This is a genomic window from Kribbella sp. NPDC031520 (genome assembly GCF_055580825.1).
Map to the genome: position 1 here is coordinate 511271 of NZ_JBVIKS010000005.1, position 26850 is coordinate 538120.

Annotated in this window: 32 protein-coding genes; 22 read left to right on the forward strand and 10 right to left on the reverse strand. The window is 68.9% G+C overall.

Features of this window, described 5'->3' with window-relative positions; translation table 11 throughout:
• Positions 1-56: 56 nt before the first annotated feature.
• On the reverse strand, positions 57-1007 hold the full coding sequence (bagA, locus tag ACZ5BU_RS27780) for an ATPase BagA (protein ID WP_465703364.1): 951 nt from the start codon (positions 1005-1007) through the stop codon (positions 57-59).
• A 50-nt stretch (positions 1008-1057) separates the two neighbouring features.
• Here bagA and ACZ5BU_RS27785 point away from each other — a divergent pair, with 50 nt between their 5' ends.
• The 5 genes from ACZ5BU_RS27785 to ACZ5BU_RS27805 all read left to right on the forward strand — a co-directional run bounded on the left by ACZ5BU_RS27785 (position 1058) and on the right by ACZ5BU_RS27805 (position 4407).
• Positions 1058-1219, forward strand: a complete 162-nt coding sequence (locus ACZ5BU_RS27785; protein WP_165553378.1) for a DUF4177 domain-containing protein — start codon at positions 1058-1060, stop codon at positions 1217-1219.
• Positions 1216-1677, forward strand: coding sequence for a RidA family protein (locus tag ACZ5BU_RS27790; RefSeq protein WP_465703365.1), 462 nt, complete (start codon positions 1216-1218; stop codon positions 1675-1677). Before ACZ5BU_RS27785 ends, ACZ5BU_RS27790 begins: the two co-directional genes overlap by 4 nt.
• Before the next feature lie 7 nt (positions 1678-1684).
• The gene (locus tag ACZ5BU_RS27795) at positions 1685-2509 is read left to right on the forward strand and encodes an NUDIX hydrolase (protein ID WP_465703366.1); all 825 of its coding nucleotides are present in this window, start codon (positions 1685-1687) and stop codon (positions 2507-2509) included.
• A gap of 47 nt (positions 2510-2556) precedes the next feature.
• Positions 2557-3273 (forward strand): MBL fold metallo-hydrolase, encoded by a 717-nt coding sequence (locus ACZ5BU_RS27800; RefSeq protein WP_465703571.1) that lies wholly within the window; start codon positions 2557-2559, stop codon positions 3271-3273.
• Positions 3274-3450: 177 nt separating this feature from the next.
• A complete protein-coding gene (locus ACZ5BU_RS27805) occupies positions 3451-4407 on the forward strand; it encodes a type IV toxin-antitoxin system AbiEi family antitoxin domain-containing protein (protein ID WP_465703367.1) in 957 nt (318 codons plus the stop codon).
• A 139-nt stretch (positions 4408-4546) separates the two neighbouring features.
• Here ACZ5BU_RS27805 and ACZ5BU_RS27810 read toward each other — a convergent pair whose 3' ends face one another.
• A complete protein-coding gene (locus ACZ5BU_RS27810; protein ID WP_465703368.1) occupies positions 4547-5224 on the reverse strand; it encodes a Crp/Fnr family transcriptional regulator in 678 nt (225 codons plus the stop codon).
• 134 nt (positions 5225-5358) lie between these two features.
• Between ACZ5BU_RS27810 and nth the strand changes: the two genes are divergently transcribed.
• From nth to ACZ5BU_RS27840, 6 genes are read left to right on the forward strand one after another with little or no spacing between them, the layout of a single operon-like run.
• Complete coding sequence (gene nth / locus ACZ5BU_RS27815) at positions 5359-6123, forward strand: endonuclease III (protein WP_465703369.1); 765 nt, start codon at positions 5359-5361, stop codon at positions 6121-6123.
• Positions 6120-6731: a TlpA family protein disulfide reductase gene (locus ACZ5BU_RS27820; RefSeq protein WP_465703370.1), complete on the forward strand. Its 612-nt coding sequence runs from the start codon at positions 6120-6122 to the stop codon at positions 6729-6731. The genes nth and ACZ5BU_RS27820 overlap by 4 nt, the downstream gene beginning before the upstream one ends.
• Positions 6728-7492: an NUDIX hydrolase gene (locus ACZ5BU_RS27825; protein ID WP_465703371.1), complete on the forward strand. Its 765-nt coding sequence runs from the start codon at positions 6728-6730 to the stop codon at positions 7490-7492. Before ACZ5BU_RS27820 ends, ACZ5BU_RS27825 begins: the two co-directional genes overlap by 4 nt.
• The gene (locus tag ACZ5BU_RS27830) at positions 7489-8670 is read left to right on the forward strand and encodes a MarP family serine protease (RefSeq protein WP_465703372.1); all 1182 of its coding nucleotides are present in this window, start codon (positions 7489-7491) and stop codon (positions 8668-8670) included. The genes ACZ5BU_RS27825 and ACZ5BU_RS27830 overlap by 4 nt, the downstream gene beginning before the upstream one ends.
• Positions 8671-8715: 45 nt before the next feature.
• Complete coding sequence (locus ACZ5BU_RS27835) at positions 8716-9225, forward strand: SigE family RNA polymerase sigma factor (RefSeq protein ID WP_465703373.1); 510 nt, start codon at positions 8716-8718, stop codon at positions 9223-9225.
• 1 nt (position 9226) lies between these two features.
• Entirely contained in the window at positions 9227-9922 is a 696-nt protein-coding gene (locus tag ACZ5BU_RS27840; RefSeq protein ID WP_465703374.1) for a hypothetical protein, read from the forward strand.
• Here the strand turns inward: ACZ5BU_RS27840 and ACZ5BU_RS27845 are convergent, their stop codons facing one another.
• From ACZ5BU_RS27845 to nhaA, 3 genes are read right to left on the reverse strand one after another with little or no spacing between them, the layout of a single operon-like run.
• On the reverse strand, positions 9923-10828 hold the full coding sequence (locus ACZ5BU_RS27845) for an alpha/beta fold hydrolase (RefSeq protein ID WP_465703572.1): 906 nt from the start codon (positions 10826-10828) through the stop codon (positions 9923-9925).
• Positions 10825-11271, reverse strand: a complete 447-nt coding sequence (locus tag ACZ5BU_RS27850) for a phage holin family protein (RefSeq protein ID WP_465703375.1) — start codon at positions 11269-11271, stop codon at positions 10825-10827. Before ACZ5BU_RS27850 ends, ACZ5BU_RS27845 begins: the two co-directional genes overlap by 4 nt.
• A 46-nt stretch (positions 11272-11317) precedes the next feature.
• Entirely contained in the window at positions 11318-12532 is a 1215-nt protein-coding gene (gene nhaA, locus ACZ5BU_RS27855) for a Na+/H+ antiporter NhaA (protein ID WP_465703376.1), read from the reverse strand.
• Positions 12533-12795: 263 nt separating this feature from the next.
• On the opposite strand from nhaA, the gene ACZ5BU_RS27860 reads away from it, so the two are divergent.
• Positions 12796-13242, forward strand: coding sequence for a CBS domain-containing protein (locus ACZ5BU_RS27860; RefSeq protein ID WP_465703377.1), 447 nt, complete (start codon positions 12796-12798; stop codon positions 13240-13242).
• Between the two features lie 10 nt (positions 13243-13252).
• On the forward strand, positions 13253-14542 hold the full coding sequence (locus ACZ5BU_RS27865; RefSeq protein WP_465703378.1) for an ArsB/NhaD family transporter: 1290 nt from the start codon (positions 13253-13255) through the stop codon (positions 14540-14542).
• Here ACZ5BU_RS27865 and ACZ5BU_RS27870 read toward each other — a convergent pair.
• The gene (locus tag ACZ5BU_RS27870) at positions 14524-15195 is read right to left on the reverse strand and encodes a haloacid dehalogenase type II (RefSeq protein WP_465703379.1); all 672 of its coding nucleotides are present in this window, start codon (positions 15193-15195) and stop codon (positions 14524-14526) included. The two genes, ACZ5BU_RS27865 and ACZ5BU_RS27870, sit on opposite strands and share 19 nt — an antisense overlap.
• A gap of 47 nt (positions 15196-15242) precedes the next feature.
• Here ACZ5BU_RS27870 and ACZ5BU_RS27875 point away from each other — a divergent pair, with 47 nt between their 5' ends.
• On the forward strand, positions 15243-15824 hold the full coding sequence (locus tag ACZ5BU_RS27875; protein ID WP_465703380.1) for a TetR/AcrR family transcriptional regulator: 582 nt from the start codon (positions 15243-15245) through the stop codon (positions 15822-15824).
• Here ACZ5BU_RS27875 and ACZ5BU_RS27880 read toward each other — a convergent pair.
• Complete coding sequence (locus ACZ5BU_RS27880; RefSeq protein ID WP_465703381.1) at positions 15821-16768, reverse strand: glutathione S-transferase family protein; 948 nt, start codon at positions 16766-16768, stop codon at positions 15821-15823. The two genes, ACZ5BU_RS27875 and ACZ5BU_RS27880, sit on opposite strands and share 4 nt — an antisense overlap.
• A 198-nt stretch (positions 16769-16966) precedes the next feature.
• Between ACZ5BU_RS27880 and ACZ5BU_RS27885 the strand changes: the two genes are divergently transcribed.
• On the forward strand, positions 16967-17725 hold the full coding sequence (locus ACZ5BU_RS27885) for a GntR family transcriptional regulator (RefSeq protein WP_465703382.1): 759 nt from the start codon (positions 16967-16969) through the stop codon (positions 17723-17725).
• Between the two features lie 19 nt (positions 17726-17744).
• Here the strand turns inward: ACZ5BU_RS27885 and ACZ5BU_RS27890 are convergent, their stop codons facing one another.
• Together ACZ5BU_RS27890 and ACZ5BU_RS27895 are read right to left on the reverse strand one after the other, a co-directional pair.
• Positions 17745-18419, reverse strand: a complete 675-nt coding sequence (locus tag ACZ5BU_RS27890; protein WP_465703383.1) for a sugar isomerase domain-containing protein — start codon at positions 18417-18419, stop codon at positions 17745-17747.
• 45 nt (positions 18420-18464) lie between these two features.
• The gene (locus ACZ5BU_RS27895; RefSeq protein WP_465703384.1) at positions 18465-19061 is read right to left on the reverse strand and encodes an NAD(P)-dependent oxidoreductase; all 597 of its coding nucleotides are present in this window, start codon (positions 19059-19061) and stop codon (positions 18465-18467) included.
• 73 nt (positions 19062-19134) lie between these two features.
• Between ACZ5BU_RS27895 and ACZ5BU_RS27900 the strand changes: the two genes are divergently transcribed.
• Positions 19135-19479 carry a winged helix-turn-helix transcriptional regulator gene (locus tag ACZ5BU_RS27900; RefSeq protein WP_465703385.1) on the forward strand — a complete coding sequence of 115 codons (345 nt, stop codon included), beginning with the start codon at positions 19135-19137 and terminating at the stop codon, positions 19477-19479.
• A gap of 52 nt (positions 19480-19531) precedes the next feature.
• Positions 19532-19972 carry a MarR family winged helix-turn-helix transcriptional regulator gene (locus tag ACZ5BU_RS27905; RefSeq protein WP_465703386.1) on the forward strand — a complete coding sequence of 147 codons (441 nt, stop codon included), beginning with the start codon at positions 19532-19534 and terminating at the stop codon, positions 19970-19972.
• Positions 19973-20074: 102 nt separating this feature from the next.
• On the opposite strand, the gene ACZ5BU_RS27910 is transcribed toward ACZ5BU_RS27905, so the two are convergent.
• Positions 20075-20227, reverse strand: coding sequence for a hypothetical protein (locus ACZ5BU_RS27910; RefSeq protein ID WP_465703387.1), 153 nt, complete (start codon positions 20225-20227; stop codon positions 20075-20077).
• A 78-nt stretch (positions 20228-20305) separates the two neighbouring features.
• Between ACZ5BU_RS27910 and ACZ5BU_RS27915 the strand changes: the two genes are divergently transcribed.
• From ACZ5BU_RS27915 to asnB, 5 genes are all read left to right on the forward strand, one after another.
• The gene (locus ACZ5BU_RS27915) at positions 20306-20911 is read left to right on the forward strand and encodes a hypothetical protein (protein ID WP_465703388.1); all 606 of its coding nucleotides are present in this window, start codon (positions 20306-20308) and stop codon (positions 20909-20911) included.
• Between the two features lie 201 nt (positions 20912-21112).
• Positions 21113-23047, forward strand: coding sequence for an acetate--CoA ligase (gene acs, locus ACZ5BU_RS27920; RefSeq protein ID WP_465703573.1), 1935 nt, complete (start codon positions 21113-21115; stop codon positions 23045-23047).
• A gap of 299 nt (positions 23048-23346) precedes the next feature.
• Entirely contained in the window at positions 23347-23787 is a 441-nt protein-coding gene (locus ACZ5BU_RS27925) for a hypothetical protein (protein ID WP_465703389.1), read from the forward strand.
• A gap of 21 nt (positions 23788-23808) precedes the next feature.
• Entirely contained in the window at positions 23809-24957 is a 1149-nt protein-coding gene (locus ACZ5BU_RS27930; protein ID WP_465703390.1) for a glycosyltransferase 87 family protein, read from the forward strand.
• A gap of 60 nt (positions 24958-25017) precedes the next feature.
• The gene (asnB, locus tag ACZ5BU_RS27935) at positions 25018-26847 is read left to right on the forward strand and encodes an asparagine synthase (glutamine-hydrolyzing) (protein ID WP_465703391.1); all 1830 of its coding nucleotides are present in this window, start codon (positions 25018-25020) and stop codon (positions 26845-26847) included.
• The last annotated feature ends 3 nt before the right edge of the window (positions 26848-26850 follow it).

Here is a 26850-nt window from a genome sequence, read left to right on the forward strand (position 1 = left end):
CTCCTCGCCCGCTCGCCACTGCTCTCGCATCCACAGCACTCCTCGGCGCGTCTCCCTCATGCCCGGAACTCCTCTGCCAGATCGAGCAGGGCGCCTTGGTCGATCCCCTCCGGCTGGAGCGCCAGCTCCGTCACCTGCTTGCCGAGGGCATCGATCCGGTCGCGGTTCTCGCGTTCCAGGCCGACCCGGATCGCGTGGTCGTGGGCCTCGGTCGCGAGAGTTTCGACCAGGTCGTCGCCGATCGTTATCCCGGCCGCCTTCAGGCCGCGAGTGAGTTCCGCGGTGGGCAGTTTGTCCTTCACCGCAAGGGCGAGCGCGTCGTCGTCGAGCGGGCTGTTGCGGACCATGTTCACCACGATCGACCCGATCCGCAGGTCCAGCTTCTCGAGCAGCTCCGCGGCGTCGAGCGTCTCCTGGACGGGCATCTCCTCGAGCAGCGTGACCAGGTGGATCCGGGTGACGTCCGAGCGGAGCATGCCCATGATCGCGTCCGCCTGGTTCCGGATCGGCCCGACCTTGGCGAGGCCGGCGACCTCGTGGTTCACGTTCAGGAACCGCCCGATCCGGCCGGTCGGCGGGGCGTCCAGCACGACGGCGTCGTACGCGAGTTTGCCGTGCGCCTTGCGGCGGGTCGCCTCGTACACCTTGCCGGTCAGCAGTACGTCCCGGAGCCCGGGGGCGATCGTAGTGACGAAGTCGATCGCGCCGACCTTCTCGAGCGCCTTCCCGGCGCGGCCGAGGTGGTAGTACATGTCGAGGTACTCGAGCAGGGCGGCCTCGGCGTCGACGGCCAGCGCGTACACCTCGCCGCCACCGGGGCCGTGCGCGATGCGGCGTTCGACGTACGGCAGGGGAGGTACGTCGAAGAGCTGGGCGAGGCCCTGGCGGCCCTCGACCTCGCAAAGCAGCACCCGCTTGCCCTGCTCCGCCAGCGCGAGCGCCATGGCGGCCGCGACGGTGGTCTTCCCGGTGCCGCCCTTGCCGGTCACCACGTGCAGTCGCGCCATACTCACCAGGGTAGGGCGTGCTCTACGACACACCGTTAGAGTCCCGTTCTATGAAGAAGTTCGAGTACTTCACCGCGCCGCTGCTGGTCCACTCGACCAAGGAGATCCTGGACAACTTCGGCCAGGACGGCTGGGAGCTGGTCCAGGTCGTCCCGGGCCTGAACCCGGAGAACCTGGTCGCCTACTTCAAGCGGGAGATCGAGGACAAATGAGCCACCCCGAGGAGAAGCTCGCCGAGCTCGGCCTGAAGCTGCCCGACGTCGCGAAGCCGGTCGCCGCGTACGTGCCGGCGGTCCGTACCGGTGACCTCGTGTACACGTCCGGTCAGCTCCCGCTCCGCGAAGGCACCCTGATCGCCACCGGCAAGGTCGGCGACGCCGTCACGCCCGAGGTCGCCAGCGAGTGCGCGCAGCAGTGCGCGCTGAACGCGCTGGCCGCCGTCAAGGCGGAGATCGGCGACCTGGGCAACGTGAAGCGGATCGTCAAGGCGGTCGCCTTCATCGCCTCCACGCCCGACTTCACCGGCCAGCCGCAGGTCGCCAACGGCGCCTCCGAGCTGTTCGGCCAGGTCTTCGGCGACGCAGGCGCCCACGCCCGCAGCGCGGTCGGCGTACCGGTCCTTCCGCTGGACGCCCCGGTCGAGATCGAACTGATCGTCGAGGTCAGCTGACCAGCTCGTGCGGAACCTGACGTCGGAGTTGATGACGGGCCGGATGGCCGAGGTAGCCCTCGAGTACGTCCGCGGTACCCGGATGCCGGCTGAACCTCGGCCGGCGTCCACCGTCGTACTGCTCCGCGGCCCGGCAACTCCTGAGGTGTATTTGTTGCGGCGGCAGCGGACGATGGCGTTTGCGGCGGGGATGACGGTGTTCCCGGGTGGGCGGGTCGACGCGACGGACTCCACGGTGGCGGACTCGTGGTCCGGGCCTTCGCCTGAGTGGTTCGGCGAGCGGCTCGGGTGCACCGCGGCGACAGCGGCCGCGTACGTCGCGGCGGCGGTGCGGGAGACGTTCGAGGAGTCCGGTGTACTGCTGGCCGGCCCGTCACCCGACGCCGTGGTCGCGGACACCACCGGCGCCGACTGGGAGGCCGATCGGGTCGCGTTGGAGAGCCGGGAGCTCGGGTTCGCCGACTTCCTGCACCGGCGCGGTCTGCTCCTCCGGGCGGATCTGCTCGGCCCGTGGGCGCACTGGATCACCCCGGAGTTCGAGCCGAAGCGCTACGACACCGCCTTCTTCGTCGCGGCCCTTCCCGCCGGGCAGGTGACCCGGGACGTGACGAGCGAGTCCGACCAGGTCATGTGGATCCGTCCCGCGGACGCGGTCCGGGCTGTCGACGCGGGCGAGGTCCTGATGCTGCCCCCGACGTACGTCTGCTGCCACGAGCTCGCGCAGTACGGCGACGTACCGGCGATCCTGGCCGCGGCCGGCGAACGCAAGATCCGGGCGATCATGCCCACGGTGCGCGTCGACGGCGACCAGGCCTATCTGGAGACCACGTGAAAGTCACCGAGTACGCCACCCTCGTCCGCGCCGACAACCCCGGCCTGATGACGCTCGACGGTACGAACACCTGGATCCTCCGCGCCCCGGACAGCGAGCGGTCCGTCGTCGTCGACCCAGGACCCCTGCTCGAGGACCACCTCCGCGCCGTACTCGAAGCAGCCGGCCAGGTAGCCGTCGTACTGCTCACCCACAAGCACCCCGACCACTCCGAGGGCGCGGCGTGGTTCGCGAACCAGGCGAGCTGCGGCGTCCGCGCGGTCGACCCGGAGTTCCGGATCCCGACCGACCACGCGCACGGCCTGTCGGAGGGCGACGTGATCACCGCCGACGGCCTGCGTATCGAGGTACTCCCGACACCCGGCCACACGATGGATTCGGTCTGCTTCTGGCTCCCGCAGGACGGCTCGCTGCTCACCGGCGACACGGTCCTCGGCCGCGGCACGTCCGTCGTCGCGCACCCCGACGGCGCCCTCGGCCCGTACCTGGACTCCCTGGAGCGTCTCCGCGCCTTCGCGAACTCTCCGGCCGACGTACTCCGCCTGCTCCCCGGCCACGGCCCAGTGATCGACGACCCGACCGCCGTCCTCACCTACTACCTCGAGCACCGCGAAGAACGCCTCAACCAGGTCCGCGCCGCGCTCGCCGAGGGCCGCACCACCCCCGAAGCAGTCGTCCAACACGTCTACGCCGACGTGGACAAATCCCTCTGGCCCGCCGCCGAACGCTCGGTGCGGGCTCAACTGGAGTACCTCGCCCACTAACTGCAATTGCCCTGGCAGACCCACCCATTTGGCTGGCAAACCCACGAAGGTGGGGGTTCCTGACCGTGACTCCGGGTCACGGACCCCCACTTTGATGGGTTTGCCAAGCAAATGCGGTTGTCCACAGATGTCGCGGAAGGCGGTACCTCCCGGGGCGACTCGACGGATCCTGGAAGCATGAACCAGAGACTCACGGCGGTAGCCGGCAGGCAGGGCGGCGTGTTCAGCCGTCGTCAGGCGATCGAGGCCGGATACACGCCCGAGCAGATCCAGGAGCGGCTGCGGGACGGCCGGTGGGATCGGGTCCGCCGTGGTCAGTACGCCGAGCGCATCGATCTGAGCCATCTGCCTCCTTGGGAACGCCGACTCAAGCTGCATCGACGACTGGTACATGCCGCTGTGAACTCGATGAATCCGGGTACGGCCGTGGTCAGCCACCATTCCGCCCTGGTCCTCCACGACATCCCGGTCTGGGGCGTCGACCTCAATGAGGCGCAACTGACCAGGTCGAACGGGACACGCACCGGCTCGGCGGCTCGGGTCAGGCACCATCGCGGCGTACTGATGGCTGCCGATCTCGACGAGGTCGACGACCTGGCCGTCACCTCAATTGCTCGAGCGCTGGCCGAGACCGCGGCCGTCTCGTCCTTCGAGGCCGCCGTGGTGAGTGCGGACGCCGTACTGCGAGCCGGACGCGTCAGCGAAGCCGAACTGCGTAGGGTGCTCGAACAGACGGAGTTCTGGCCGGGCGGGCCGAACGTGCGGTCCGTCTTCGGTTTCGCCGACTCGTTGGCAGGGTCGGTGGGTGAGTCCCGGCTGAGGGTGCATATGCATCAGCAGGGATTGCCGGAGCCGATGCTCCAGGTGGAGTTCACCGACGCGGACGGTTACATCGCCAAGGTCGACTTCTATTTTCCTGAGTACCGCACGGTGGTCGAATTCGACGGTCTGTTGAAGTATGCCGACGGGTCGAGAACGGTACTGGTCGCCGAGAAGTATCGGGAGGACCGACTGCGCGCTCGAGGGCTACAGGTGGTCCGTACCGGTTGGTCGGATCTCGAACATCCGGCTCGTACGGCGATGCGCATCCGGCAGGCATTCGCACGGTCCGAGGCGGCTCAGCAGGCTGGCTGACCGACGAAGTCATGGGTTCCACACCTCTAATGACGGTGTGGAACCCATGATCTGGCTGGCCAACCAGGCAAGCTGCCGGGTTAGCCAAGCAAATCGGGACCGAGCCGGGGCCGGGCCGGAGCTGAGGCCTGGGAGTGGGTCAGCGGGCGCGGCGCTGGAGGCGGTCCACGTCGAGGAGGACGACGGAGCGGGGCTCGAGGCGGACCCAGCCGCGGGAGGCGAAGTCGGCGAGGGCCTTGTTGACGGTCTCGCGGGAGGCGCCGACCAGCTGGGCGAGTTCCTCCTGGGTGAGGTCGTGGTGGACGTGGACGCCGTCGTCGGCGGTCCGGCCGAACCGGCTGGCCAGGTCCAGGAGGGCCTTCGCGACCCGGCCCGGTACGTCGGAGAAGACCAAGTCGGCGACCACGTCGGAGACCTTGCGGAGCCGGCCGGCCAGCTGCAGCAGCAGGCCGCGGGCGACCGCCGGGCGGCCGTCGAGCCAGCGGAGCAGCTCGTCGTGGGTCAGCGACATCAGCGTGGCGTCGGTGACCGCGGTCACGGTCGCCGACCGCGGGCCCGGGTCGAACAGCGACAGCTCACCGAACATCTGGCCCGGCCCGAGGACGGCGATCAGGTTCTCCCGGCCGTCGGCGGAGGTCCGGCCGAGCTTGACCTTGCCCTCGACGACGACGAAGAGCCGGTCACCGGAGTCGCCCTCGTGGAACAGCACCTGGCCGCGGCGCAGCCGGCTCTCGGTCATCGAGGCTGCGAGCGCGTCGGCCGCCTCGTCGTCGAGCTGACTGAACAGCGGTGCCTGTCGGAGCACTGCGGCATCCACTTTTGGCCTCCTAGGACCTTCGACCACGACTCCGGACGTGGGATCCGCCACGTCCGTCGACCGATATGTGTACACCCGGTCGCCACAAAACCGTAGCCCCTCGGGTGTCGGGACCGCCACGTAGGCTTGCCTCCATGCCATCCCCGCGTGTCGCGGAGCCGCTTCAAGTGGTCCCGCTCAAGCTGCCCCGTAAGGCCCCGGTGTACGTCGACGAGACCCACACCCAGCTGGTCCGCCGGGCCCGCAAGATGCACAAGGTGCTGACCGAGACGTATCCGGACGCACACTGCGAGCTGGACTTCACCACGCCGCTCGAGTTGCTCGTGGCCACCATCCTGTCGGCTCAGACCACCGACGTCACGGTGAACAAGGTGACCCCGACGCTGTTCGCGAAGTACCCGACCGCGCAGGCATACGCCGAGGCCGACCGGGACGAGATGGAGGCGATCCTCAAGCCGACCGGCTTCTTCCGGGCGAAGACGAACAGCGTGATCAAGCTCGGCCAGGCGCTCGTCGACGACTACGACGGCGTCGTACCAGGCAAGCTCGAGGAGCTGGTGAAGCTCCCCGGCACCGGCCGGAAGACCGCGAACGTGGTGCTCGGCAACGCGTTCGGCGTGCCCGGGATCACGGTCGACACGCACTTCGGCCGGCTGGTCCGCCGGTTCGGCTGGACCGCGGAGGAGGATCCGGTCAAGGTCGAGCACATCATCGGGGACCTGTTCCCGAAGAAGGACTGGACGATGCTGTCGCACCGGCTGATCTTCCACGGCCGCCGCCGCTGCCACGCGAAGAAGCCGGCCTGCGGCGCCTGCCCGATCGCCCAGTGGTGCCCCTCGTACGGGGCCGGCCCCACCAACCCCGAAGCCGCCGCGAAACTGGTGAAGACCCCGGCATGACATCCCGTACGGCGTCCCGCAGCACGCGCAGGCTCCTCGTCGGAGTTGGCGCGTTCGTGCTGTCGGCGACCCTGGCGGCGTGCGGATCGGAGCAGGCCGACGGGACAGCCAAGCCGTCGGCCGGTCGGAGTGTCGCGGCCGGGGCGGACCAGCTGAAGGCCTGTCCGACGACTGACTCGAAGCCTCCGGTCAGCAACGGGTTGCCGGACATCAGCCTTCCCTGCCTCGGGAGCGGTCCCGACGTCCGGCTCGCGGACCTTCGCGGGCCGCTGGTGATCAACGTGTGGGCACAGTGGTGCGGCCCGTGCCGCGCGGAGGCGCCGTACCTGGCGACGCTGGCGAAGTCCGGCAAGGTGAAGATGCTCGGAATCGACTACGACGACCCGCGGCCGGAGCTCGCGGTGAAGTTCGCCGGCGAGGAGGGCCTGGCGTATCCGCACGTCGTCGACACGGACAAGTCGATCCAGCGGCCGCTGAAGGTGGGCGGTCCGCCGCTGACCGTGTTCGTCGACGCGAACGGCGCGGTCGCGTACGTCCACCGCGGCGTACTCATCTCCCAGCAGCAGCTCGACCAACTGCTGAAGGACAAGCTCGGAGTGACCCGGTGACGGACATCGACATCCCGGACTGGCTGCGTCCGCTGCGGAAGGCGTCCGAGGACGTCGACCCGAACCTGCTGTCCCGGTTCCTGCCCCCGGACGACCCGTCGGTACGCAAGTCCGCGGTCCTGATCTTGCTTGCTGACGGCAACAACGGCCCGGAGGTGCTGCTCACCGAGCGGGCCTGGACGTTGCGCAAGCACGCCGGCCAGATGGCGTTCCCGGGCGGCGGCGCCGACCCGGCGGACGGTACCGGCGACACCGGTCTGGTCCGGACGGCGTTGCGGGAGGCCGAGGAGGAGACCGGCCTGGACCCGGACGGCGTCGTACCGTTCGCGATCTGGCCGGCGCTCTGGGTGCCGGTGAGCAACTTCGGCGTGTCGCCGGTGCTGGCCTGGTGGCGGGACCCGTCGCCGGTCGCGGTGGTCGACCCGGCCGAGGTCGCGTCGGTGCACGAAGTACCGATCAGCGCGCTCGCCGACCCGGCGAACCGGATCAGTTGCCTGCACCCCAGCGGTTTCACCGGACCGGCGTTCACCATCGGCGACCTCTACATCTGGGGGTTCACCGCCGGTCTGCTCGACAAATTGCTGCTGCTCGGCGGTTGGTACCGAGACTGGGACCCCTCGAACGTCGTACCGTTGCCCGACCGGCTGGTCGAGGCGGCCTGGCGCAGTGAAGGGCGCCGGCCCGAGGACGTCCGCCGGATGACGGCGATCGAGCACGACCTCGGCCGAGCGCAGGGGCCTGAGCCGGAGGATGCGGAGTGAGCAAGCTCGACTGGGCGTTGGTGATCGTCACCGCGCTGGTGGCGATCTCGGGGTACATCGAGGGCTTCGTGCTGGGTGCGTGCGCCACCGCCGGCCTGCTCGTCGGCGCCGGGCTCGGCGTCTGGGGTGTGCCGAAGGTGCTGGACCACTTCTCCCCGAGCGTGTCGGTGTCGTTCGCGGCGCTCGTACTCGTCGTCGTGCTGGCCGCGATCGGGCGAACTCTCGGGGCGATGATCGGCTCCAGGGTGCGGAACCGGCTGTCCTGGAAGCCGATCCGGTTCCTGGACGCGCTCGGCGGTGCCGCGCTGGCGGCCGCGTCGGTGCTGATCGTCGCCTGGGTGCTCGGCGTCGCGGTGAGCGGCGCGCGGATCCCGAGTGTGACCTCGGCGGTCCGCGGTTCGCAGGTGCTGGCGAAGGTCGACGAAGTACTGCCGGCCAGCGCGGACCGGGCGCTGCAGTCGTTCAACGACGTGGTGAACACGGACCTGTTCCCGCGGTTCCTCGACCCGTTCGTACCGGAGCGGATCCGCGAGACGCAGCCGCCGGACGGCGCGATCTCCCGGCAGCAGCCGGTCCGGGACGCGTACTCGCGGATCGCGAAGGTGACCGGTGTCGCGAACTGCTCGCGCGGTCTCGAGGGCAGCGGATTCCTGTACGCCCCCAAGCGCGTGATGACGAACGCGCACGTCGTCGCCGGGGTCAGCTCACCGCAGGTCGAGCTGAACGGTAAGAAGTACGAAGCCAAGGTCGTCGTCTTCGATCCGGAGACCGACATCGCGGTGCTGTACCTTCCCAACCTGAACGACCCGAAGGTCACGCCGCTCACCTTCGACCTGGGCGGTAAGGCGGACGCGTCCGCGGTCGTCCTCGGCTACCCGGAGAACGGTCCGTTCGACGCGGAGCCGGCCCGGATCCGCTCCGAGGAACGGCTCCGCGGCCCGGACATCTACGGCGACAGGACGGTCACCCGCGACGCGTTCTCGATCTGGGCCTCGGTCCGCCCGGGCAACTCCGGCGGCCCACTGCTGTCCGCGAGGGGCACGGTGTACGGCGTCGTCTTCGCGGCTTCCGTCGAGGACAACCGCACCGGCTACGTCCTGACCGCCCAGCAGGTCTCCGCCGACGCCCGCACCGGCACCACCGCCACCCAGGACGTCTCCACGCAATCCTGCACCTGATGCAGCAGCCCGCCGCGATCGCCGCGTTGAGGTGGTGTGACGGTGATGATGACGAGTGATCTGGAGCCGGCGCTCTCCTACGTCGATGTGGTGCGTGCGACCGAACGCCGGCTGTTGTGCCTGGGCGTGATGCTGACCGGGAACGAGCACACCGCGGAGGACCTGGTCCAGACAGTGCTGGCCCGCGCGCACCGCAAGTGGGCGCGGATCAGCAGCGTCGAACGGCCGGAGGCGTACCTGCGGACGATGGTGGTCAACGAGTTCCTCGGTTGGCGGCGCCTGCTGAAGAACAACGAGGTACTGCTGGCCGAGCCGATCGAGCGGCCGACCCACGACGACCTGGGCCTCCGGCAGGCGCAGCGCGACGCGACGTGGCAGTTGCTGGCCAAGTTGCCGCGCAAACAACGCGCCGTTCTGGTCCTGCGGTACTACGAGGACCTCCCGGACGCCGAGATCGCCGAACTGCTCGGCGTCGCGGCCGCGACCGTCCGATCGAACGCCGCCCGCGCGCTGGCGACCTTGCGCGAACATCTGACTGCCGAGGAGGCGAGCTGACATGCCTGATCCGACCGACGAAGAGCTCGGCATCTTGCTCCGGGAGACGTTCGCGGACCGCGAGGCACTGCTCGGCCGCGTGCTGCCGGACGACCACTACGTGCCGAAGGCAACAAAGCACCGCAGCGTGATGCCTGTCCTGCTCGCAGCGGCGATGGTCCTGGTGGTGCTCGCGGGAGTTCTGTACGGCGTCCAGCGCGTGCGTCCGGCTGACACCGCCGAACCGGCGGCCACGGTGACCGCATCGCCTGCTACCTACCCGAGCAGGGACGCCGATGTCTGGGGCCTGGCGATCGGGGTGATGCTCCGGTCGTTCCAGCTGCCGGGGAAGCCGACAGGCTTCAGCCCGTTCACGCGGGCCATCGTGGTGGACGGCCCGACCACCGCGGCAGACGGGATGCGACCCGGGCCGCGGTTCTCCTCGGCCCAGCGCGTGATTGTGTTCTCGCACACGCTCCGGATCATGCCGGTGACGATTCTCGACCGGTCGCTGCCGGCCGGCGCGAGCTGTACGGCATACCCCAAGACCGCGATCATCCGGGTCGGTGACGTGCTCGACAAGGGCGACCATCTGGAAGTCGGCGTGGCGCTGTCGATGCCGGTCGGATGCCGCGGAGCGACCTCGGCCAGGTACCGGGTTGAGCCCAGAGGCGCGCACTGGGTCATCACCCAGAACCTGGGCCCATGGAACCGCTGATCATCGGCCGGCGGTCAGCCAGTCCACCAGGAGCGTGTTGAACACGTCGGGCGTTTCCTCGTGCGGGAAATGCCCTGCGGTGGTGATCAGTTCGTGTCGCAACGGCGCCGAGACCAGACTCGGCGGCGTGACCGCGGTGGGCGACACCCCCGAGTCCTGCGCGCCCTGGATCTGCAGTACGGGGACGGCGACCGGCGTACGCATCCGGGCCGAGTACTTGCGCCCGTCCGGCCGCAGCCGGGACCGAGCGAACCACCGGTGGTACTCGAGCGCGCAGTGCGGCGCCGGCCAGACCTGCAGCGCCGCGCGGTACCGCCGCGAGACGTCCGCGTCCGGGAACGTACCGCCCGGCGCGGCCCAGGCCCGGAGCAGCCGCTCGATGTGTACGCCGTCCTGCGCGAGCAGCCGGCGCTCGGGCAAGATCGGCAGCTGGAACCACGCCGTCCGGGTCACCGCCTTCGTCCGCCCGGACCGGGTCAGCAGCAACGGGTGCGGTGCGGACACCGCGGCGAGCGCGCGTACCTGACGAGGCGCCAGTACGGCCGCGGACCACCCGATGAACCCGCCCCAGCCGTGTCCGACGACCACGGCATCCTTCGCGCCGAGCGACCTGATCACGCCGGACACGTCGGCGGCCGCGGTGTACGGGTCGTAACCACGGGGCGTCTTGTCGCTGGCGCCGTACCCGCGCAGGTCCATCGCGACGGCGCGGTACCCGGCGGCCGCGACCACCGGCAGCTGGTACCGCCACGCCCACCAGAACTCCGGAAAGCCGTGCAGGAACAGGACGAGTGGATCGTCCGCCGCGCCACACTCGGCGACGTGGAACCGGGCCCCGTTGGCCGCGACCAGTGAGTGCGACCAGGGCCCGTCGACCAGCAGGTCGACGACTCCCGCCGGGCTCAGCGCCGTACGCCCGGCTCGGGTAGCGCGTACGTGGTGTTCTCGTCGCGGCCCTTGCCGATCGCCTTCAGCGCCTCGACGGACGCCTTCGAGGTCTCGATCGTCCGGGTCGGGCCCTTCGCGCGCTTCAGCGCCCGGATCCCGATGAACACCAGGACCGCGCCGATCAGCAGGAACGCGCCGGCCACGATCAGGAACGCGATCGCGGGGTGCAGCCCGGCCGCGACCAGGCCGTACGCCGCGGAGATGCACAGCAGGATGACCGCGAGCAGCGCGAGGAACGCGGCCGCCGCGAACATGCCCGCGCCGGTCCCGGCCGCGACCGCGGTCTTCTTCAGCTCGGTCTTCGCGAGCTCGACCTCGCTCCGGACCAGGCTGGACAGTTCCTTGCTGACGTTCGCGACCAGTTGGCCGACCGTGGGCTCGTCGTCGGTGCTCATCGACATCGCAACTCCTTCCGGACAGCCCCGACCCTACCGTCAGTTGCCCGGGTCAATCGGCGTACGCGCGGTTGCGGCGAGCCAGCAGCAGGGTGGCGAGCAGCGCGGCGAGTACCGAGGCAACCAGGACGGCGGCCTTCGCGCGTTCGATCTGGGCTGCGTCGGAGCCGAACGCGAGCTGGGCGATCAGCAACGCGACGGTGAACCCGATCCCGGCGAGTACCGAGACTGCGCCGACGTCGCGCCAGGCCAGGTCCGAGTTCAGCTCGGCCCGGGTGAACCGCGCGGTCAGCCACGACCCGCCGAACACGCCGATCGCCTTCCCGAACAGCAGCCCGGCGGCCACCCCGATCGCGACCGGGTCGGTCAGCATCTGCCGTACGGCGCCGCCGCTCAACGTGACGCCCGCGGCGAACAGGGCGAACAGGGGTACGGCGACGCCCGCCGACCACGGCCGCAGCCGGTGCTCGATCCGCTCGGCCGGCGCCTCCTTCTCGTCCGGGTCCGCGACCACCCGGGTGACCAGGCCGAGCGCGACGCCCGCGATCGTCGCGTGGATCCCGGACTCGTGCATGAACCACCACGCGCCGATCGCGATCGGGATGTGGAGGAACGGCGTACGGACGCGGCGGCGCTGGAGGACGTACCAGAGCGCGATCAGGACGAACGAAGCCAGCAGCGACAGCAGGTGGAAGCCGTGCGAGAAGAACACCGCGATGATCAGGATCGCGCCGAAGTCGTCGACCACCGCGAGCGTCAGCAGGAACGCCCGCAGCGCACTCGGCAGCGACGAGCCGACGATCGCCAGGACGGCCAGCGCGAAGGCGATGTCGGTCGCGGTCGGCACCGCCCAGCCGTGCGGGTTGCCGTGTTTCGCGACCAGGTTGGTGATCACGTAGATGATTGCCGGAAGCACCATTCCGGCCAGCGCCGCGACCACCGGGACGACCGCCTCGCTGAGCTTGGACAGGGAGCCGACCACGAGCTCACGCTTCAGCTCGACCCCGGCCAGGTAGAAGAACAGCGTCAACGCGCCGTCCGAGGCCCAGCCCTCGACGCTCAACGGACCGAGGTGCACGTCCCGCACGTGGTGATACGCGTCCTGCCAGGGAGAGTTCGCCCAGATCAGCGCCGCCGCGGCCGCCGCGAGCAGCAGCAGGCCGCCGGTCGTCTCGGCGCGCAGTACGTCGGCGAGGAACGCGCGTTCCTTGCCGAGTACACGAGGAAAGGCGCGCTTCTTCTGCCGGATCCGTGGGTGCTGGCTCATGGGTCGGCCCTTCGTTTCGGGGTCGGTCGGACGGAGCCGACCAGACTTCCCGGCGCACCGTCGTCCATTCTAACGGTTCGCGTTTGCCCGGGCGGCCGGTTTGCGGCAGGGTTGGGCGCGGTGCGCCGGGAAGTCTGGTCGGCAGAACTCGTGCCCACGATCGGGTTGCGAGCTGGTCTGTCGTTTCCCGGGAGGTGCCGTGCGCTGTCAGAGCCCTGTGAGGGACGTCACCGAGGTCCTCGGTTCCGGCGTACGCTCGCAGCGTGCACGGAGAGCAGATGGCCGAGGACTTCCCGGTCGTGAGCCTGGACGACGACGCCCTGGAGGCCGCCAGGCTGCTGGCCACCCGGCGGTTGCCGGGCCTGATCGTGACCCGGCCGGACGGATCGCCGTACGCCGTCCTGCCGGCGTCGCAGGTGGTGCGGTTCCTGGTCCCGAGCTACGTGCAGGACGACCCTTCGCTGGCCCGGGTGATCGACGAGCCGCTGGCGGATCGGGTCGCCGACAAGCTGGGTGGCCTGAGCGTCCGCAAGCTGCTCCCGGACGAGCCCCGGGAGATCCCGGTGGTCGCGTACGACGACACGCTGCTGGAGATCGCCGCGACGATGGCCCGGCTGCGCTGCCCGCTGGTCGCCGTGGTGCGCGACGGGCAGATCATCGGCGCGATCACCGCGTCCCGGCTGCTGGAGCTGGCGGTCACTCCGCACTAGGACCTGCCGCATGACGGTGGTTGCCGTCGCGGTCTTCGTGGTCGCCTATGTGCTGATCGCGACCGAGTGGACGCACAAGCTGCTCGCCACGCTCGGCGGCGCCGGCATCCTGCTGGCCCTCGGCGTGACGGATTCCGACCACGCGTTCTACTCGCCGGACACCGGGATCGACTGGGACGTCGTGTTCCTGCTGTTCGGGATGATGGTGATCGTCGGCGTGCTCCGGCGTACGGGTGTCTTCGAGTACGTCGCGATCTGGGCGGCCAAGCGGGCGAAAGGATCGCCGCTGCGGGTGATGATCCTGCTGACCCTGATCACCGCGACCGCGTCCGCGTTCCTCGACAACGTGACGACGGTGCTGCTGATCGCGCCGGTCACGTTGCTGGTCTGCGACCGGCTCGGCATCGACCCGGTCCCGTTCCTGATCGCCGAGGTGATGGCGTCGAACATCGGCGGCGCCGCGACGCTGATCGGCGACCCACCCAACATCATCATCGCCAGCCGGTCCGGGCTGACCTTCAACGACTTCCTGATCCACCTGACGCCGCTGGTCGTGCTCGAGCTGCTCGTGTTCACGCTCGTCCTGCCCCGGCTGTTCAAGGGCTCCTTCACAGTCGATCCCGAGCGGGTGGACGACGTACTGCGGCTGAACGAGAAGGAGGCGATTCAGGATCGCGGGCTGCTGATCAAGTGCGGCCTGGTGCTTCTGCTCGTCTTCACCGGTTTCGTCGGGCACGCCGCGTTCCATGTCGCGCCTTCTGTGGTCGCGCTGCTGGGGGCCGGCGTACTCGTTCTGATCTCGAAGGTTCAGACCCGCGACTACATGGCTGCCGTGGAGTGGCAGACCCTGCTGTTCTTCGCTGGTCTGTTCGTGATGGTCGGTGGGCTGGTTAAGACCGGGGTGATCGAGCACCTGGCCGACTGGGTCGGCTCACTGACCGGCGGGCAGCCGCTGTTCGCCACGATGCTGGTGCTGATCGTGTCGGCGCTGCTGTCCGGCGTCGTCGACAACATTCCGTACGTCGCCACGATGAGTCCCGTGGTCCTCGATCTGACCCGCGGCATCGCCGATCCTGCGCACGCGCACGCCGTCTGGTGGGCACTGGCGATCGGCGCCGACTTCGGTGGCAACGCGACCGCGATCGGCGCCAGCGCCAACGTGGTGGTGATCGGGCTGGCCTTGCGAGCCGGGTATCCGATCAGCTTCTGGGAGTTCACCCGCAAGGGCGTGGTGATGACGGCGATCACGATCCTGGTCGCGGCGCCGTACCTGTGGCTGCGCTATTTCGCCTTTTCCTGAAGGACTTCCGCCAGCGTGGTGAAGTCCGGCACGACGAGGTCCGGCGGCAGAAATGCTTGCGGGTACGGCGTTTTCCGGCGGTCGATGTACACGGTTTGGAGACCGGCTCGGCGGGCGCCGTCGATGTCCCACGGGTGGACCGCGGCGAGCGCCATCCGTTCCGTGGGTACGCCGCAGACGTCGGCCGCGTACCGGTAGGCGTCGGCGTGCGGTTTCCAGTGCTGCGGTACTGAGACGTCGAGGCGGTGCTCCAGGAGCGGCAGGATTCCGCCGTTCCGGAACACGTTTTCGGACATCGCTGCCGCGCCGTTCGTCAGCGTGACGATCCGGACGCCGGCCTCGTGGATCTTCTGGAGTCCTGGTGCGACGTCGGCGTGCAGCGGTAGCCGGGTGAATCCGGACAGTACGTTTCCTACCGTTTCCGCGCTGGGCTCGATCCCTGCCGCCGTCAGTTGCGCCTCGAGGAGTTCGGTGGCCAGGTCGCGGAAGCTGGCGTACGCGCCGACCGCGGTCAGTGCGAGGCCGTCGCGGAGGATTGCGGTGAACCATTCCTCGAGCGTGTGCCGGGGCAGGCCGGCCGCTTCGAAACCGTCGCGCAGCGGTTCCATGTCGGTCAGCGTCTCGTTGACGTCGAGCACCAGTACGTCGATCATCAGGACTCCTCATCTTGGATCAGTCGTTCCAAGATATGATGCTGGGTATGCCGGATGTCAAACATTTCGACGAGGCCGAGGCGCTGGTCGCTGTCGAGCAGCTGTTCTGGCGGCGCGGGAGCGCGGCGACCGGGATCCAGGACGTGGTCGCGGCGACCGGGCTGAGCCGGTCGAGCCTGTACAACGCGTTCGGCGGCAAGGACGCGCTCTACGCTGCGGCCGCCCGGCGGTACCTGGAGCACCGGTCGCGGCCGATGTTCGACCAGCTGGCTGCGGACGGTCGTGGGCTGCCGGCGGTGCGTACGTTCTTCGACAAGCTGCTGCGGCTACGGCTGGCGGGGGAGTACGCCGGCTGGGGGTGCATGATGGCGAACGCGAACACGGAGAGCCCGCCGGATGCCGTACGGGCGGTGCTGTCCGAGCATCACGCCGTACTGCGGGACTCGCTGGCCACCGCGCTGACCGTTGCTCAGAGCAACGGAGAGTTGCGGTCCGGGGTCGAGGTTGCGGGGGCGGCGGAGATGCTCACGCTGCTCGCGTACGCGATCAACCTGCGGTCCCGGGCCGGGGCGACGCGGGCGCAGCTCAAGGCTGCCGTGGTTGCCGCCCTGTCAGCCCTCGCGGTCTAGGCGGTCCAGACCCGCGGGTCCGGGCCCTTCGGGACGATTCGCGTCGGGTTGATGTTCTCGTGGGTGACGTAGTAGTGCCGCTTGATCTGGTCGAAGTCGACGGTCTCGCCGAAGCCGGGCAGCTGGTACAGGCGGCGCGCGTACGCCCACAGGTTCGGGAACTCGGTCAGCTTCTGGCGGTTGCACTTGAAGTGGCCGTGGTACACCGCGTCGAAGCGGACGAGCGTCGTGAAGACCCGGATGTCGACCTCGCGGAACGTGTCGCCGAGCAGGTACGTACGGTCCTTCAGCCGGTCCTCGAGTACGTCGAGGCGGGCGAACAGCGCATCGTACGCCGCGTCGTACGCCTCCTGGCCGGCCGCGAAACCGCAGCGGTAGACGCCGTTGTTCACGTCGCGGTAGATCTCGTCGATCAGCTGGTCCATCTCGGCTCTATCGGCCGGGATCAGTTGCGGTGCGTCGGCGCGGTGGAAGTCGCTCCACTCCGTGGAGAAGTCGAGCGTGATCTGCGGGTAGTCGTTCGTGACCACCTGGCCCGATCTCGTGTCGACGATCGCGGGCACCGTCACGCGGCCGTCGTACGACGGGTCGGTGCGCAGGTAGGCCTCGGACAGGAACTTGATGCCGAGCACCGGGTCGCGGTCGTCCGGGTCGAGGGTGAACCGCCAGCCGCGTTCGTCGCGGACCGGGTCCACGACCGCGAGGCTGATCGCGTCCTCGAGGCCGAGCAGCCGGCGGACGATGATCGAGCGGTGCGCCCACGGGCAGGCGAGACTCACGACCAAGCGGTACCGGCCGGGTTCGACTGGCCAGCGACCCTGGTCGTCCGGACCCTCTCCCGGCGCGGAAGCCGACTCCCGGCTGATCCGATCGGTGAATCGGTTGCCCTGCCGCTTCCACTCACCGGTTGCCGACGTCTCCTGTACGAACTGTGCCCGGGTCATAGCGCTAAAACTACCCCCGTTGCGAATTGGCTGAGCCTGTGGACGGTCGCTGGCCGTTGGATGGCAGCGGACGTTACAGTCGTGCTGACATGGTCGTCCGGGACAACGGGGTCGCGGACGGTCTGCGCGGTTACGACACCGCGGCCCGCGTACCCCGGCAACCGGTTTGCCGGCCAGATTCCCAGGGATACTGACCTCATGGCCCGCCCACGGAACAACCCCGGCGACCTCGCCGAGCTCCCCACCGAGCTCCGCACGGATCGCCCGAAGGGTGACCAGATCCGCGAGATTCTGGAGAACCTCACCCGCTCGCTGGCCGTCGGCACCGTGCTGCCGTCCGAGCGCGTCCTGGCCGAACGCTTCGGCGTGGCCCGGATGACCGTCCGGCAAGAGGTCGACCGCGTCGTGGCCGAGGGCCTGGCCAATCGCCGCCCCGGTGGCGGCACCTTCGTCGCCGAACCGCGCCCGTCCCGGATGCTCGCCTCGTCGTTCAGCCAGGACATGATCAACCGCGGCATCGAGCCCGGCGCCAAGGTCCTCGAACACCGCGTCGGCGCCGCCGACGAGCACCTCGCCCGCGAACTCGAGGAACCGATCGGCACCCCCGTCCTGCACCTCGTCCGCCTGCGCACCGCCGACGGCGACCCGATGGCGATCGAACGTACGGCCCTCTCCCTGAATCGCTACCCCGGCCTCGACGAGATCGACTTCGCCGAGAAGTCCCTGTACACGGTCCTCGCCACCCGATACGGCGTGACCCTCGGCATGGTCTCCGCCTCCATCGTCGCCGCCCCACCACAGCCGTCCGACGCCGAACTCCTCGAGATCGACAGCACCACCCCCTGCCTGATCATCACCTCGGCCCCCCGCACCGCCACCGACCAGGTCATCGAGTTCGGCATCTCGACCTACCGCTCAGACCGCTACGACATAACCGTCGCCTACCGCGCCACCTGAGCTCGGCTGCTGGCGGGGGCTATACGTTCAGGCTGCGCAGGACATTTGGTGGTTGGCCGCGATCTGTTAGGCGGGTTACTACCTCGACCGTGAGGGCCTGGAGGAGTAGGGCACCGACCATGGTGGAGGTTGCGCCGGTGGGTTCTGTCGTGCCTGGGATGGTGATCACGGCGTCGCCGGGGACTCCGCAGTTGTCTATTACTACGTCGGCGGTTTCGAAGAGGCGTTGGCCGGTCGGGGCGCGGGACGTGGTGGCGTTCGAGTGGGCGAGGGAGGTCAGCGCGATCACCCGGACGCCGCGCTCGCGGGCGCCGAGGGCGAATTCGACCGGTACGGCGTTGCGGCCGGAGTTGGACGCGATCAGTAGTACGTCGCCGGCTTCGAGCGGGTTGGTCTCCAGCAGGACGTCGGCGAGGCCGGGGAGCCGTTCCAGGAGGGAGCTCTTCTGGAGGCCTTCGTGGAGCATCAGGCCCGGTTCGAGGATCGCGCGTACGTCGGCCAGCCCGCCCGCTCGTCCGTACAGCTCCTCGGCGAGCGTGTGGCTGTGACCCGTTCCGAACACCCAGAACGTCCGGCCGTCGGCGAGCGCGTCCGCGACCAGCCCGGCGGCGACGCGGATCGCGGGTAGCTGCGTCTCGGCCGCCCGGTGCGCGATCGCCAACGCCTTGTCCAAGTACTCCTCGGCCCCAGCCATGCCCTGAACCTATCGTCCGTACGACGACGCCCGCGAGCGACCCATCTAGACCAGTACGCCGAAGGCCGCTCGGTGCCGCGACGGGTGGTCCACCTCGTCGACGAGCGCGACCGCGAAGTCGGCGTACGAGATCAGCGCCCGCGCATCCGGTGGCGCCACGCGATAACGGCCCTTCCGGGACGGGTCCGCGTGGTCGAAATCCCCGGACGGGGCGATCGACACCCAGTCGAGGGACGATTCCGCGAACACGTCCAGCGCCGCCCGGTGCGCGAGGAAGAGTGAGTGGTACTCCTCCGGATACCCATCGAGCAGCAACGGACCTGCCGTGGTCGGCAGCACCGACGCCAGCCCGACCCAGACGAGCCGCGGTACTCCCGCCTTCACCAATCCGTCGACGAGCGCCCGCGCCGCCCGCGGGAAGAACTCCGCCGGATCACTCCCGCCGTCGTACACCCCCGCGATCACGGCGTCGTACCCCACCGCCAACTCGGCGATCCGCCCCGCATCGGTGACGTCCCCGACAACCAGTGAATCGCCCGCAGTACGCGCGACGCCGATCACGTCATGCCCGCGTCCTCGCGCCTCCGCGACCGCCGCCGAACCGGCGCGTCCGCGCGCGCCGATCACCAGAATCTTGCTCACCGCAACCTCCTCGAGAAAGTGGTACGGCGACCGTAGAAGGAGGGGTGGTTACCGATTGGGTACCTTGGCTGACATGGTTGCCCTGAGCGCGGACATGTTCGAGGAGATCTGCCCGTCGACCGTGCTGCCCTTCCGGATCGGCGGCGACAAGTGGGCGGCTCTGGTGCTGGCGTGCCTCGCGGGCGGCCCGCGCCGCTATTCCGAGCTGCGGGTCCCGCTCGCTCGCGTCAGCCCGAAGGTCCTGACCCAGTCGCTGCGTACCCTCGAACGTGACGGTTTCATCACCAGAACGGCCGAAGAGCGGCGGGTCACGTACGAGCTCACCGCCCTCGGCCGCAGCCTGCTGGAGCCGCTCCGTGCCATGTGCGACTGGGCCGAGGAGCACTGGGACGAGCTCCTGGACGCCCGCGAATCGTAGGCGCGGCCAATAGATCGCCGGGAGCGAACCGCTGACGACTTAGACTGCGCGGGTGGATGAGCAGACGCCGAGCGCCCTGACCCAATTGCCGAGCTGGTTGCTGACGCAGAGTGCGGCCCAGGCGCACCGGATCGTCACCGAGTCGTTCGCGGCCGGAGGTGCCCGGGCGTACCACTTCCGCCTGCTCGCGACGCTGGTCGAGTTCGGGCCGGCCAGTCAGGCGGAGCTCGGGCGGCGCAGTTCGATCGACCGCAGCGATGTTGTTGCCGCGCTCAACGAGCTGGAGACCGACGGGTACGTCGAACGCAGCCCGGACCCGGCCGACGGCCGCCGCAACGTCATCACGATCACCACCGCCGGCAAGCGGCACCAGCGCCGCCTGACGACCTTGGTCGGGAAGGCGCAGGAGGAGATCTTCGGCCACCTGTCGGCCACCGACCGCACCCGCCTCACCACCATCCTCACCAAACTCCTGACCCACCACCAGCAGTAGAACCTGGGGAGGATCCCGTCCCGAATCGGGCGCACAATCCTCCCCAACCCGCGCGGCCGGCGCAGCGCCCCGCGGTGGCGGTGGTGGTGGCGTGGCGGTGGTTCAGGCGGCGGGCAGCTGTGCGCGGGCCGCGCGCTGGGTGCGGCGGACGCGGAGCTCGCGGGCGTGGACCCGGCGCCGGGCGGCGCGGGAGATCTTCCGGCGTTCCTCGGTGACAACGTTCGGCATCTGCGCGGTCGGCTGCATCGGGTTCACAAACAGTCCGATGCACGCCGGCTCGGAATGGTTCCGCCGGACCCCGAAATGACCCTCGGACCGGCCTACTCTGCGCGGATGCCGCTGCCCAGGCTCGTCGCGATCGCCCTGATCCTTGCCCTGGTCGCAGGATGTCAGGCGAAGGCGGAAGCGAAGTACCCGGACAGCCTGACCGCGTGCGAACTGCTGCCGCGGGAGGCGGCGAGCCGCGTCACGGACGTGGGCGCGAAGCTCGGCGACGGGCAGGCGAAGGAGTCGCACATCCTGTTCAAGTACAAGTACTGCGAGTGGAGCTACGAGCAGCCGCGCAAGCACGTCTGGTCGTCGTACCAGCCCGGGCCGGTCGAGCGGCGACTGACGATCAGGTTGACCGTGATCTCCGCCGGACGTCACGGCGCGGCCGGGGCCGCGGGAGAGTACACCGGCCAGCGGGACAGCCAGGTCAAGGACGGTGCCGCGGTCGCGGACCTGCCCGGGCCTGGTGAATCGGCGTTCATGGCAACGGACGAGTTCGGCGGGCAGACGACGGCGACGGTCTGGTTCCGGCGGTCGAACGCGGTCGTACAGGTGGAACTGTCCGGGCGTGACTGCTGTCGTCGCACCGGCGACATGCAGGCAGCGAACCGGCGCAAACTGGTGATCGCCGCCGCGACCGCAGCCGATCACACGCTGCTCACCCGCTGACCGTCGGCGCCGGTCCGCCCGGCCCCGAATTGGTCCTGTTCGGCGCAGATTCGAAACGACTCGGCGATACACCGGTTCCCGTCGCGGGGTCAGCGTTGGTAGAAAGGTAGCCGGGCGCGCCGGCGCGCCCGGAGCCAGCGATGAGGAGCCGTCGACGTGACGAACCAAGAACCAGCGCAGTCCGAGGCACTGTCGAACCTGATGCACGAGGAGCGTCGGTTCGAGCCGCCGGCCGAGCTGGCCGCGAACGCGAACCTGAAGGCCGACGCCTACGAGCAGGCCGCCGCCGACTTCGAGGGCTTCTGGGCGGAGCAGGCCAAGCGGCTGACCTGGGCAACCGAGCCGACCGAGGTGCTCGACTGGAGCAACCCGCCGTTCGCCAAGTGGTACGCCGACGGCAAGCTGAACGCGGCGTACAACTGCGTCGACCGGCACGTCGAGAACGGTCTCGGCGACAAGATCGCGTACTACTTCGAGGGTGAGCCTGGTGACACCCGCGAGATCACTTACGCGCAGCTCAAGGACGAGGTCAGCAAGGCCGCGAACGCGCTGCTCGAGCTGAACGTCAAGGCCGGTGACATCGTCGCCATCTACATGCCGATGATCCCCGAGACCGTGGTCGCGATGCTCGCCTGCGCCCGGATCGGCGCTCCGCACACCGTGGTCTTCGGCGGCTTCTCGGCCGAGGCGCTGAAGGACCGGATCCTGGACTGCGACGCCCGGGTCGTGATCACCTCCGACGGCGGGTACCGCCGGGGTGCGGCGGCGGCGCTGAAGCCAGCGGTGGACGCCGCGCTGGTGGACTGCCCCGACGTACGCAACGTGGTCGTGGTGAAGCGCACCGGCCAGGAGACCAACATGGTCGAGGGCCGTGACCTGTGGTGGGACGACGTCGTCGGCAAGCAGTCCGCGGACCACACCCCGCAGGCCTTCGACGCCGAGCACCCGCTGTACGTGATGTACACGTCGGGCAGCACGGGCAAGCCGAAGGGCATCCTGCACACCACGGGCGGGTACCTCGTCGGTACGTCGTACACGCAATGGGGTGTCTTCGACCTCAAGCCGGACACCGACGTGTACTGGACCGCGGCCGACATCGGCTGGGTCACCGGCCACAGCTACATCGTGTACGGCGCCCTCGCGAACGCGACCACCTCGGTGCTGTACGAAGGTACGCCGGACACCCCGCACCAGGGTCGCTGGTGGGAGATCGTCCAGAAGTACAAGGTGTCGATCCTGTACTGCGCCCCGACCGCGATCCGGACCTTCATGAAGTGGGGTTCCGACATCCCGGCGAAGTTCGACCTGTCGTCGCTGCGGGTGATCGGGTCGGTCGGCGAGCCGATCAACCCGGAGGCGTACGTCTGGTACCGCGAGCACATCGGCGGGAACAACGCGCCGGTCGTCGACACCTGGTGGCAGACCGAGACCGGTATGCACATGATCTCGCCGCTGCCGGGCGTGACCGCCGGCAAGCCGGGCGCCGCGATGAAGGCGATCCCGGGGGTGGCGGTCGACGTGGTGGACGACGCCGGCAAGTCGGTGCCGGACGGGTCCGGCGGGTACCTCGTGATCACCAAGCCGTGGCCGGCGATGCTGCGTACGCTGTGGGGCGACGACCAGCGGTTCGTCGACACGTACTGGTCGCGCTGGCCGGGCGTGTACTTCGCGGGCGACGGCGCGAAGAAGGACGAGGACGGCGATCTGTGGCTCCTCGGCCGCGTCGACGACGTGATGAACGTGTCCGGGCACCGGCTGTCGACGACCGAGATCGAGTCCGCGCTGGTCTCGCACCCGAAGGTCGCCGAAGCCGCGGTCGTCGGTGCGACGGATCCGACCACCGGTCAGGCGATCGCCGCGTTCGTCATCCTCCGCACGGAGGCCGGCGACGGCGGACCGGACGTGGTGCAGGAACTCCGCAACCACGTAGCCAAGGAAATCGGCCCGATCGCCAAGCCCCGCCAGATCATGGTCGTCTCGGAACTCCCCAAGACCCGCTCCGGCAAGATCATGCGCCGCCTCCTCCGCGACGTCGCCGAGAACCGCGAGGTAGGCGACGTCACCACCCTTGCCGACTCCACCGTCATGGACCTGATCAAAACCAACCTGGAATCCGGCAAGTCCGACGAGGACTGAACACTTCGATAAGTCAGCAGGCCCCCGGTTCGCCGGGGGCCTGCTGCCGTTCAGGCGGGTTCTTCCAAGAGGGACGGGAGTTGTTCGAGGGCGACTACCTCCGGCGGTGGGAAAGCCTCTGACTCACCAATGGGGCCGGCCGTGCACCTGATACTTGGGCAGGATCTTGACGTCGTAGGCGACAACATCCCCGACCCGCCGGCCAGGGCACCACTGACCGCTCCGGTGAAACACCTGTATCTCATCCACCCGCGCGACTCTTTCACGGGATGGAACCAGGTGGGGACTACCGTCGTGGGGTGACGGCGGTGCTGGCGATTGTTCATGTGGGGCTGGCTGCGGCGTGGGTCGGTGGGATGGCGTACTCGTTGTTCGTGGTGCAGCCGAAATTGAGGAAGTATTTCGGGGACGATCAGGGTGGGCGTGAGGCGCTGATCGCGGTGATTGCTTCGGGCAACCGGTGGAAGGTGGTCGGGCTGATCGGGGCGATCGCGGTCAGTGGGATCGCTTTGCTGGTGAGGAATCATGATCATTGGCAGATCCACGTAATCAAAGGGGTTCTGCTCGTGGTGGCGAGTGGGATCTTCTGGTACGTGTCGTGGCGGCACTGGCCGCAGCGGGTGTTCGCGACCGCCGCGGAGTTGCCGGGGTTGCAGCGGCGGCTGATCCGGTTGGCGACCGCCATGCTCGGACTCGCCGGTACCGCCTTCGTGCTCGGCGTTCTCGCAACCCATCTCTGAGCCGTGTCAGGATCTGGAGGTATGGGGAAGGGAACTCGGTGGGCGGCCGCTGTGGGGACCTGCATCGTCGTCGGCATCGTCCTGCCGATGCTTTGGCACCACTCGTTCGTCGACCTGAAGGTCTACCGCCTCGGCGGCAACACCCTCCTGCACGACCCTTCGCAGCTGTACGGCGTCCAGCTCGGGGGCACCGTCCTGCCGTTCACCTATCCGCCGTTCGCGGCGATCGTGATGGTGCCGTTCGCGCTGGTTCCGTGGCCCGTCGCCGTGGCGGTCTGGACGCTCGGTACGGTCGTGTCGCTCGTGCTGGTCTGGCGGCTGTCGATCCGGCTGCCCGCCCCGATCGCGCTGATGGTGGTCGCCGCCTCGCTCCTGTTCGAGCCCGTACGGGAAACCCTCGGCTTCGGCCAGATCAACCTCATCCTGTGCGCGTTGATCCTGTTCGACGTCCTGGACCGCAAGCATCCGGGACGCGGCCTCTGGATCGGTGTAGCGGCCGGCCTCAAGCTCACCCCGCTCGTCTTCTTGGCCTTCCTGGCCGTGACCCGGCAGTGGAAGGCGCTGCTGAACGCGGCAGCTGGATTCGTCGCGACAGTGTTGCTCGGCTTCTTGGTGGCGCCGCACGCGTCGTGGCAGTACTGGACCTCGCTCGTGTCGAAACCGACGCGGATCGGCGGTCTGGCGTACGCCGGTAACCAGTCCTGGAACGCCTTCCTGATCAGGCTGACCGGTGACCTCGACGGTGGCGGACCGGTCTGGGTCGTCCTCGTACTGCTCACAGTCCTCGGCGGGCTCGTCCTGTGCCGGACCCTCTGGCTGCGCGACCAGCAGCTCGCCGCTGTGTCGGTCTGTGCGCTGGTCGGTCTGCTCTGCTCACCCGTGTCTTGGAGCCATCACTGGGTCTGGGTGATCCCGCTCGGAGTGTCGTTGCTCCAAGTCGTCGAACAGCGCCTACGGCTGCCGGTCGGGATCGCGTGGTTCGCACTCGTTGCCCTCGGCCCGATCTGGTGGCCGCCGAATCACGACAATCGTGAACTCAGCTGGTCGCCCGTCCAGCAGCTTCCCGGAAACGCGTACTTGATCGCCGCCGTGGTCGCGACCGGAGTTCTCGCCTGGTCGCCGGCCCAGGCCTGTCTGAGACGTTGGTCACGGAAGAGAGCGGTTGTGTGACGCTTCGTCAGAAATACATTGGAACGGGATGTACTTCTGGCAAGCGAGAGGAGCGACCGGATGTGCGGGATCACCGGGTGGGTGGCGTACCGGCAGGACCTCGAGGCGGAGCGGGCGGTCGTCGACGCGATGACCGAGACGATGTCGTGCCGCGGGCCGGACGCGCGCGGTACCTGGTACGCCAGACACGTCGCGCTCGGCCATCGCCGGCTCGCGGTCATCGACCTCCCCGGCGGCGAGCAGCCGATGACCACCGACGTCCCGGACGCCACGCTCGGGATGGTCTACAGCGGTGAGGTCTACAACTACACCGAGCTGCGTGACGAGCTCCGCCGCCGCGGACATCCGTTCACGACCGACTCCGACACCGAGGTCGTGCTCCGCGCGTACGTCGAATGGGGTACGGCGTTCGCCCAGCACTTGAACGGGATGTACGCGCTCGCGATCTGGGACCCGCGGAACGAGACCCTGGTGATGGTCCGCGACCGGATGGGCATCAAGCCGTTCTTCTACTACCCGACCGCGGACGGCGTCCTGTTCGGGTCCGAACCGAAGGCGATCCTCGCGAACCCCGCCGTACCGGCCGTGGTCGAGGCCGACGGACTGCGCGAACTGCTGACCGTGTCGAAGACGCCCGGCGCCTCGCTCTGGGCCGGCATGCACGAGGTCGAGCCCGGGACCGTGGTGACCGTCGACCGGAACGGCATCCACACCACCGTGTACTGGCGCCTCGAGACCAAGCAGCACGTCGACGACCAGCAGACGTCGGTCGCGCACGTCCGCGAGCTGCTCGACGACATCACCCGCCGCCAGCTCGTGGCCGACGTACCGAAGTGCGTGCTGTTGTCCGGCGGTCTCGACTCCAGCGCGATCACCGCGCTCGCGGCCGGCCAGCTCGCCGAGGAGGGTCGGAAGGTCCGCAGCTTCTCGGTCGACTTCGTCGGGCAGGAGAAGAACTTCCAGCCGGACGAGTTGCGCGGTACGCCGGACACTCCGTACGTGCACGACGTCGCGGACCTCGTGCACTCGCAGCACTCCGACATCGTGCTGGACAACGCGGCGCTGACCGATCCGGAGATCCGCCGGAAGGTGGTGCGCGCGAACGACGCCCCGCTCAGCGGCGACATCTACGGGTCGTTGTACCTGTTGTTCTCGGCGATCCGCGAGCAGTCGACGGTCGCGCTGTCGGGCGAGTCGGCGGACGAGGTTTTCGGTGGGTACCTGTGGTTCCACGACCCCGAGGTCCGGAACAGGCCGATCTTCCCGTGGATCGCGTACATGGCGTCGCGCCGCCGTCCGAACCAGACGCACGTACTGCGGAAGGACGTACTGAAGCAGCTCGACCTCGGCGGTCACCTGCGCGATCGCTACGCCGAGGCGGTCCGCGAGGTGCAACGCCTCGACGGTGAGTCCGACGACGAATGGGCGATGCGGAAGGTCTGCTACCTGCACCTGACCCGGATGGTGCGGATCCTGCTCGACCGCAAGGACCGGATGAGCATGGCCGTCGGGCTGGAGGTCCGCGTCCCGTTCTGCGACCACCGGCTCGTTGAATACGTGTACAACACCCCGTGGTCGCTGAAGACGTTCGACGGGTACGAGAAGAGCCTGCTGCGCGCCGCGACCCAGGACGTGTTGCCGCAGTCGGTCGTGGACCGGCGCAAGTCGCCGTACCCACAGACCCAGGACCCGGCGTACGTCGTGACGTTGGCCGGCCAGGTCCGCGACCTGCTGGCCGAAAAGCATCCGGTCTTCGAACTCGTGGATCGCAGGAGCGTACGGAAACTGGCCGACAGCGCCGACGCGACGGCCCGCCGCCAGCTGGAACAGACTCTTTCGCTGGCGACCTGGATGGACCTCTACCACCCGGAGATCAAGTTGCTGAGATAGCAG

Coding starts and splice junctions, on each gene's coding strand:
- bagA (WP_465703364.1), bottom strand. CDS start 1,007: ATGGCGCGACTGCACGTGGTGACCGGCAAGGGCGGCACCGGGAAGACC.
- ACZ5BU_RS27785 (WP_165553378.1), top strand. CDS start 1,058: ATGAAGAAGTTCGAGTACTTCACCGCGCCGCTGCTGGTCCACTCGACC.
- ACZ5BU_RS27790 (WP_465703365.1), top strand. CDS start 1,216: ATGAGCCACCCCGAGGAGAAGCTCGCCGAGCTCGGCCTGAAGCTGCCC.
- ACZ5BU_RS27800 (WP_465703571.1), top strand. CDS start 2,557: ATGACGCTCGACGGTACGAACACCTGGATCCTCCGCGCCCCGGACAGC.
- ACZ5BU_RS27805 (WP_465703367.1), top strand. CDS start 3,451: ATGAACCAGAGACTCACGGCGGTAGCCGGCAGGCAGGGCGGCGTGTTC.
- nth (WP_465703369.1), top strand. CDS start 5,359: ATGCCATCCCCGCGTGTCGCGGAGCCGCTTCAAGTGGTCCCGCTCAAG.
- ACZ5BU_RS27820 (WP_465703370.1), top strand. CDS start 6,120: ATGACATCCCGTACGGCGTCCCGCAGCACGCGCAGGCTCCTCGTCGGA.
- ACZ5BU_RS27835 (WP_465703373.1), top strand. CDS start 8,716: ATGATGACGAGTGATCTGGAGCCGGCGCTCTCCTACGTCGATGTGGTG.
- ACZ5BU_RS27840 (WP_465703374.1), top strand. CDS start 9,227: ATGCCTGATCCGACCGACGAAGAGCTCGGCATCTTGCTCCGGGAGACG.
- ACZ5BU_RS27850 (WP_465703375.1), bottom strand. CDS start 11,271: ATGTCGATGAGCACCGACGACGAGCCCACGGTCGGCCAACTGGTCGCG.
- nhaA (WP_465703376.1), bottom strand. CDS start 12,532: ATGAGCCAGCACCCACGGATCCGGCAGAAGAAGCGCGCCTTTCCTCGT.
- ACZ5BU_RS27865 (WP_465703378.1), top strand. CDS start 13,253: ATGACGGTGGTTGCCGTCGCGGTCTTCGTGGTCGCCTATGTGCTGATC.
- ACZ5BU_RS27870 (WP_465703379.1), bottom strand. CDS start 15,195: ATGATCGACGTACTGGTGCTCGACGTCAACGAGACGCTGACCGACATG.
- ACZ5BU_RS27875 (WP_465703380.1), top strand. CDS start 15,243: ATGCCGGATGTCAAACATTTCGACGAGGCCGAGGCGCTGGTCGCTGTC.
- ACZ5BU_RS27880 (WP_465703381.1), bottom strand. CDS start 16,768: ATGACCCGGGCACAGTTCGTACAGGAGACGTCGGCAACCGGTGAGTGG.
- ACZ5BU_RS27885 (WP_465703382.1), top strand. CDS start 16,967: ATGGCCCGCCCACGGAACAACCCCGGCGACCTCGCCGAGCTCCCCACC.
- ACZ5BU_RS27890 (WP_465703383.1), bottom strand. CDS start 18,419: ATGGCTGGGGCCGAGGAGTACTTGGACAAGGCGTTGGCGATCGCGCAC.
- ACZ5BU_RS27900 (WP_465703385.1), top strand. CDS start 19,135: ATGGTTGCCCTGAGCGCGGACATGTTCGAGGAGATCTGCCCGTCGACC.
- ACZ5BU_RS27915 (WP_465703388.1), top strand. CDS start 20,306: ATGCCGCTGCCCAGGCTCGTCGCGATCGCCCTGATCCTTGCCCTGGTC.
- acs (WP_465703573.1), top strand. CDS start 21,113: ATGCACGAGGAGCGTCGGTTCGAGCCGCCGGCCGAGCTGGCCGCGAAC.
- ACZ5BU_RS27930 (WP_465703390.1), top strand. CDS start 23,809: ATGGGGAAGGGAACTCGGTGGGCGGCCGCTGTGGGGACCTGCATCGTC.
- asnB (WP_465703391.1), top strand. CDS start 25,018: ATGTGCGGGATCACCGGGTGGGTGGCGTACCGGCAGGACCTCGAGGCG.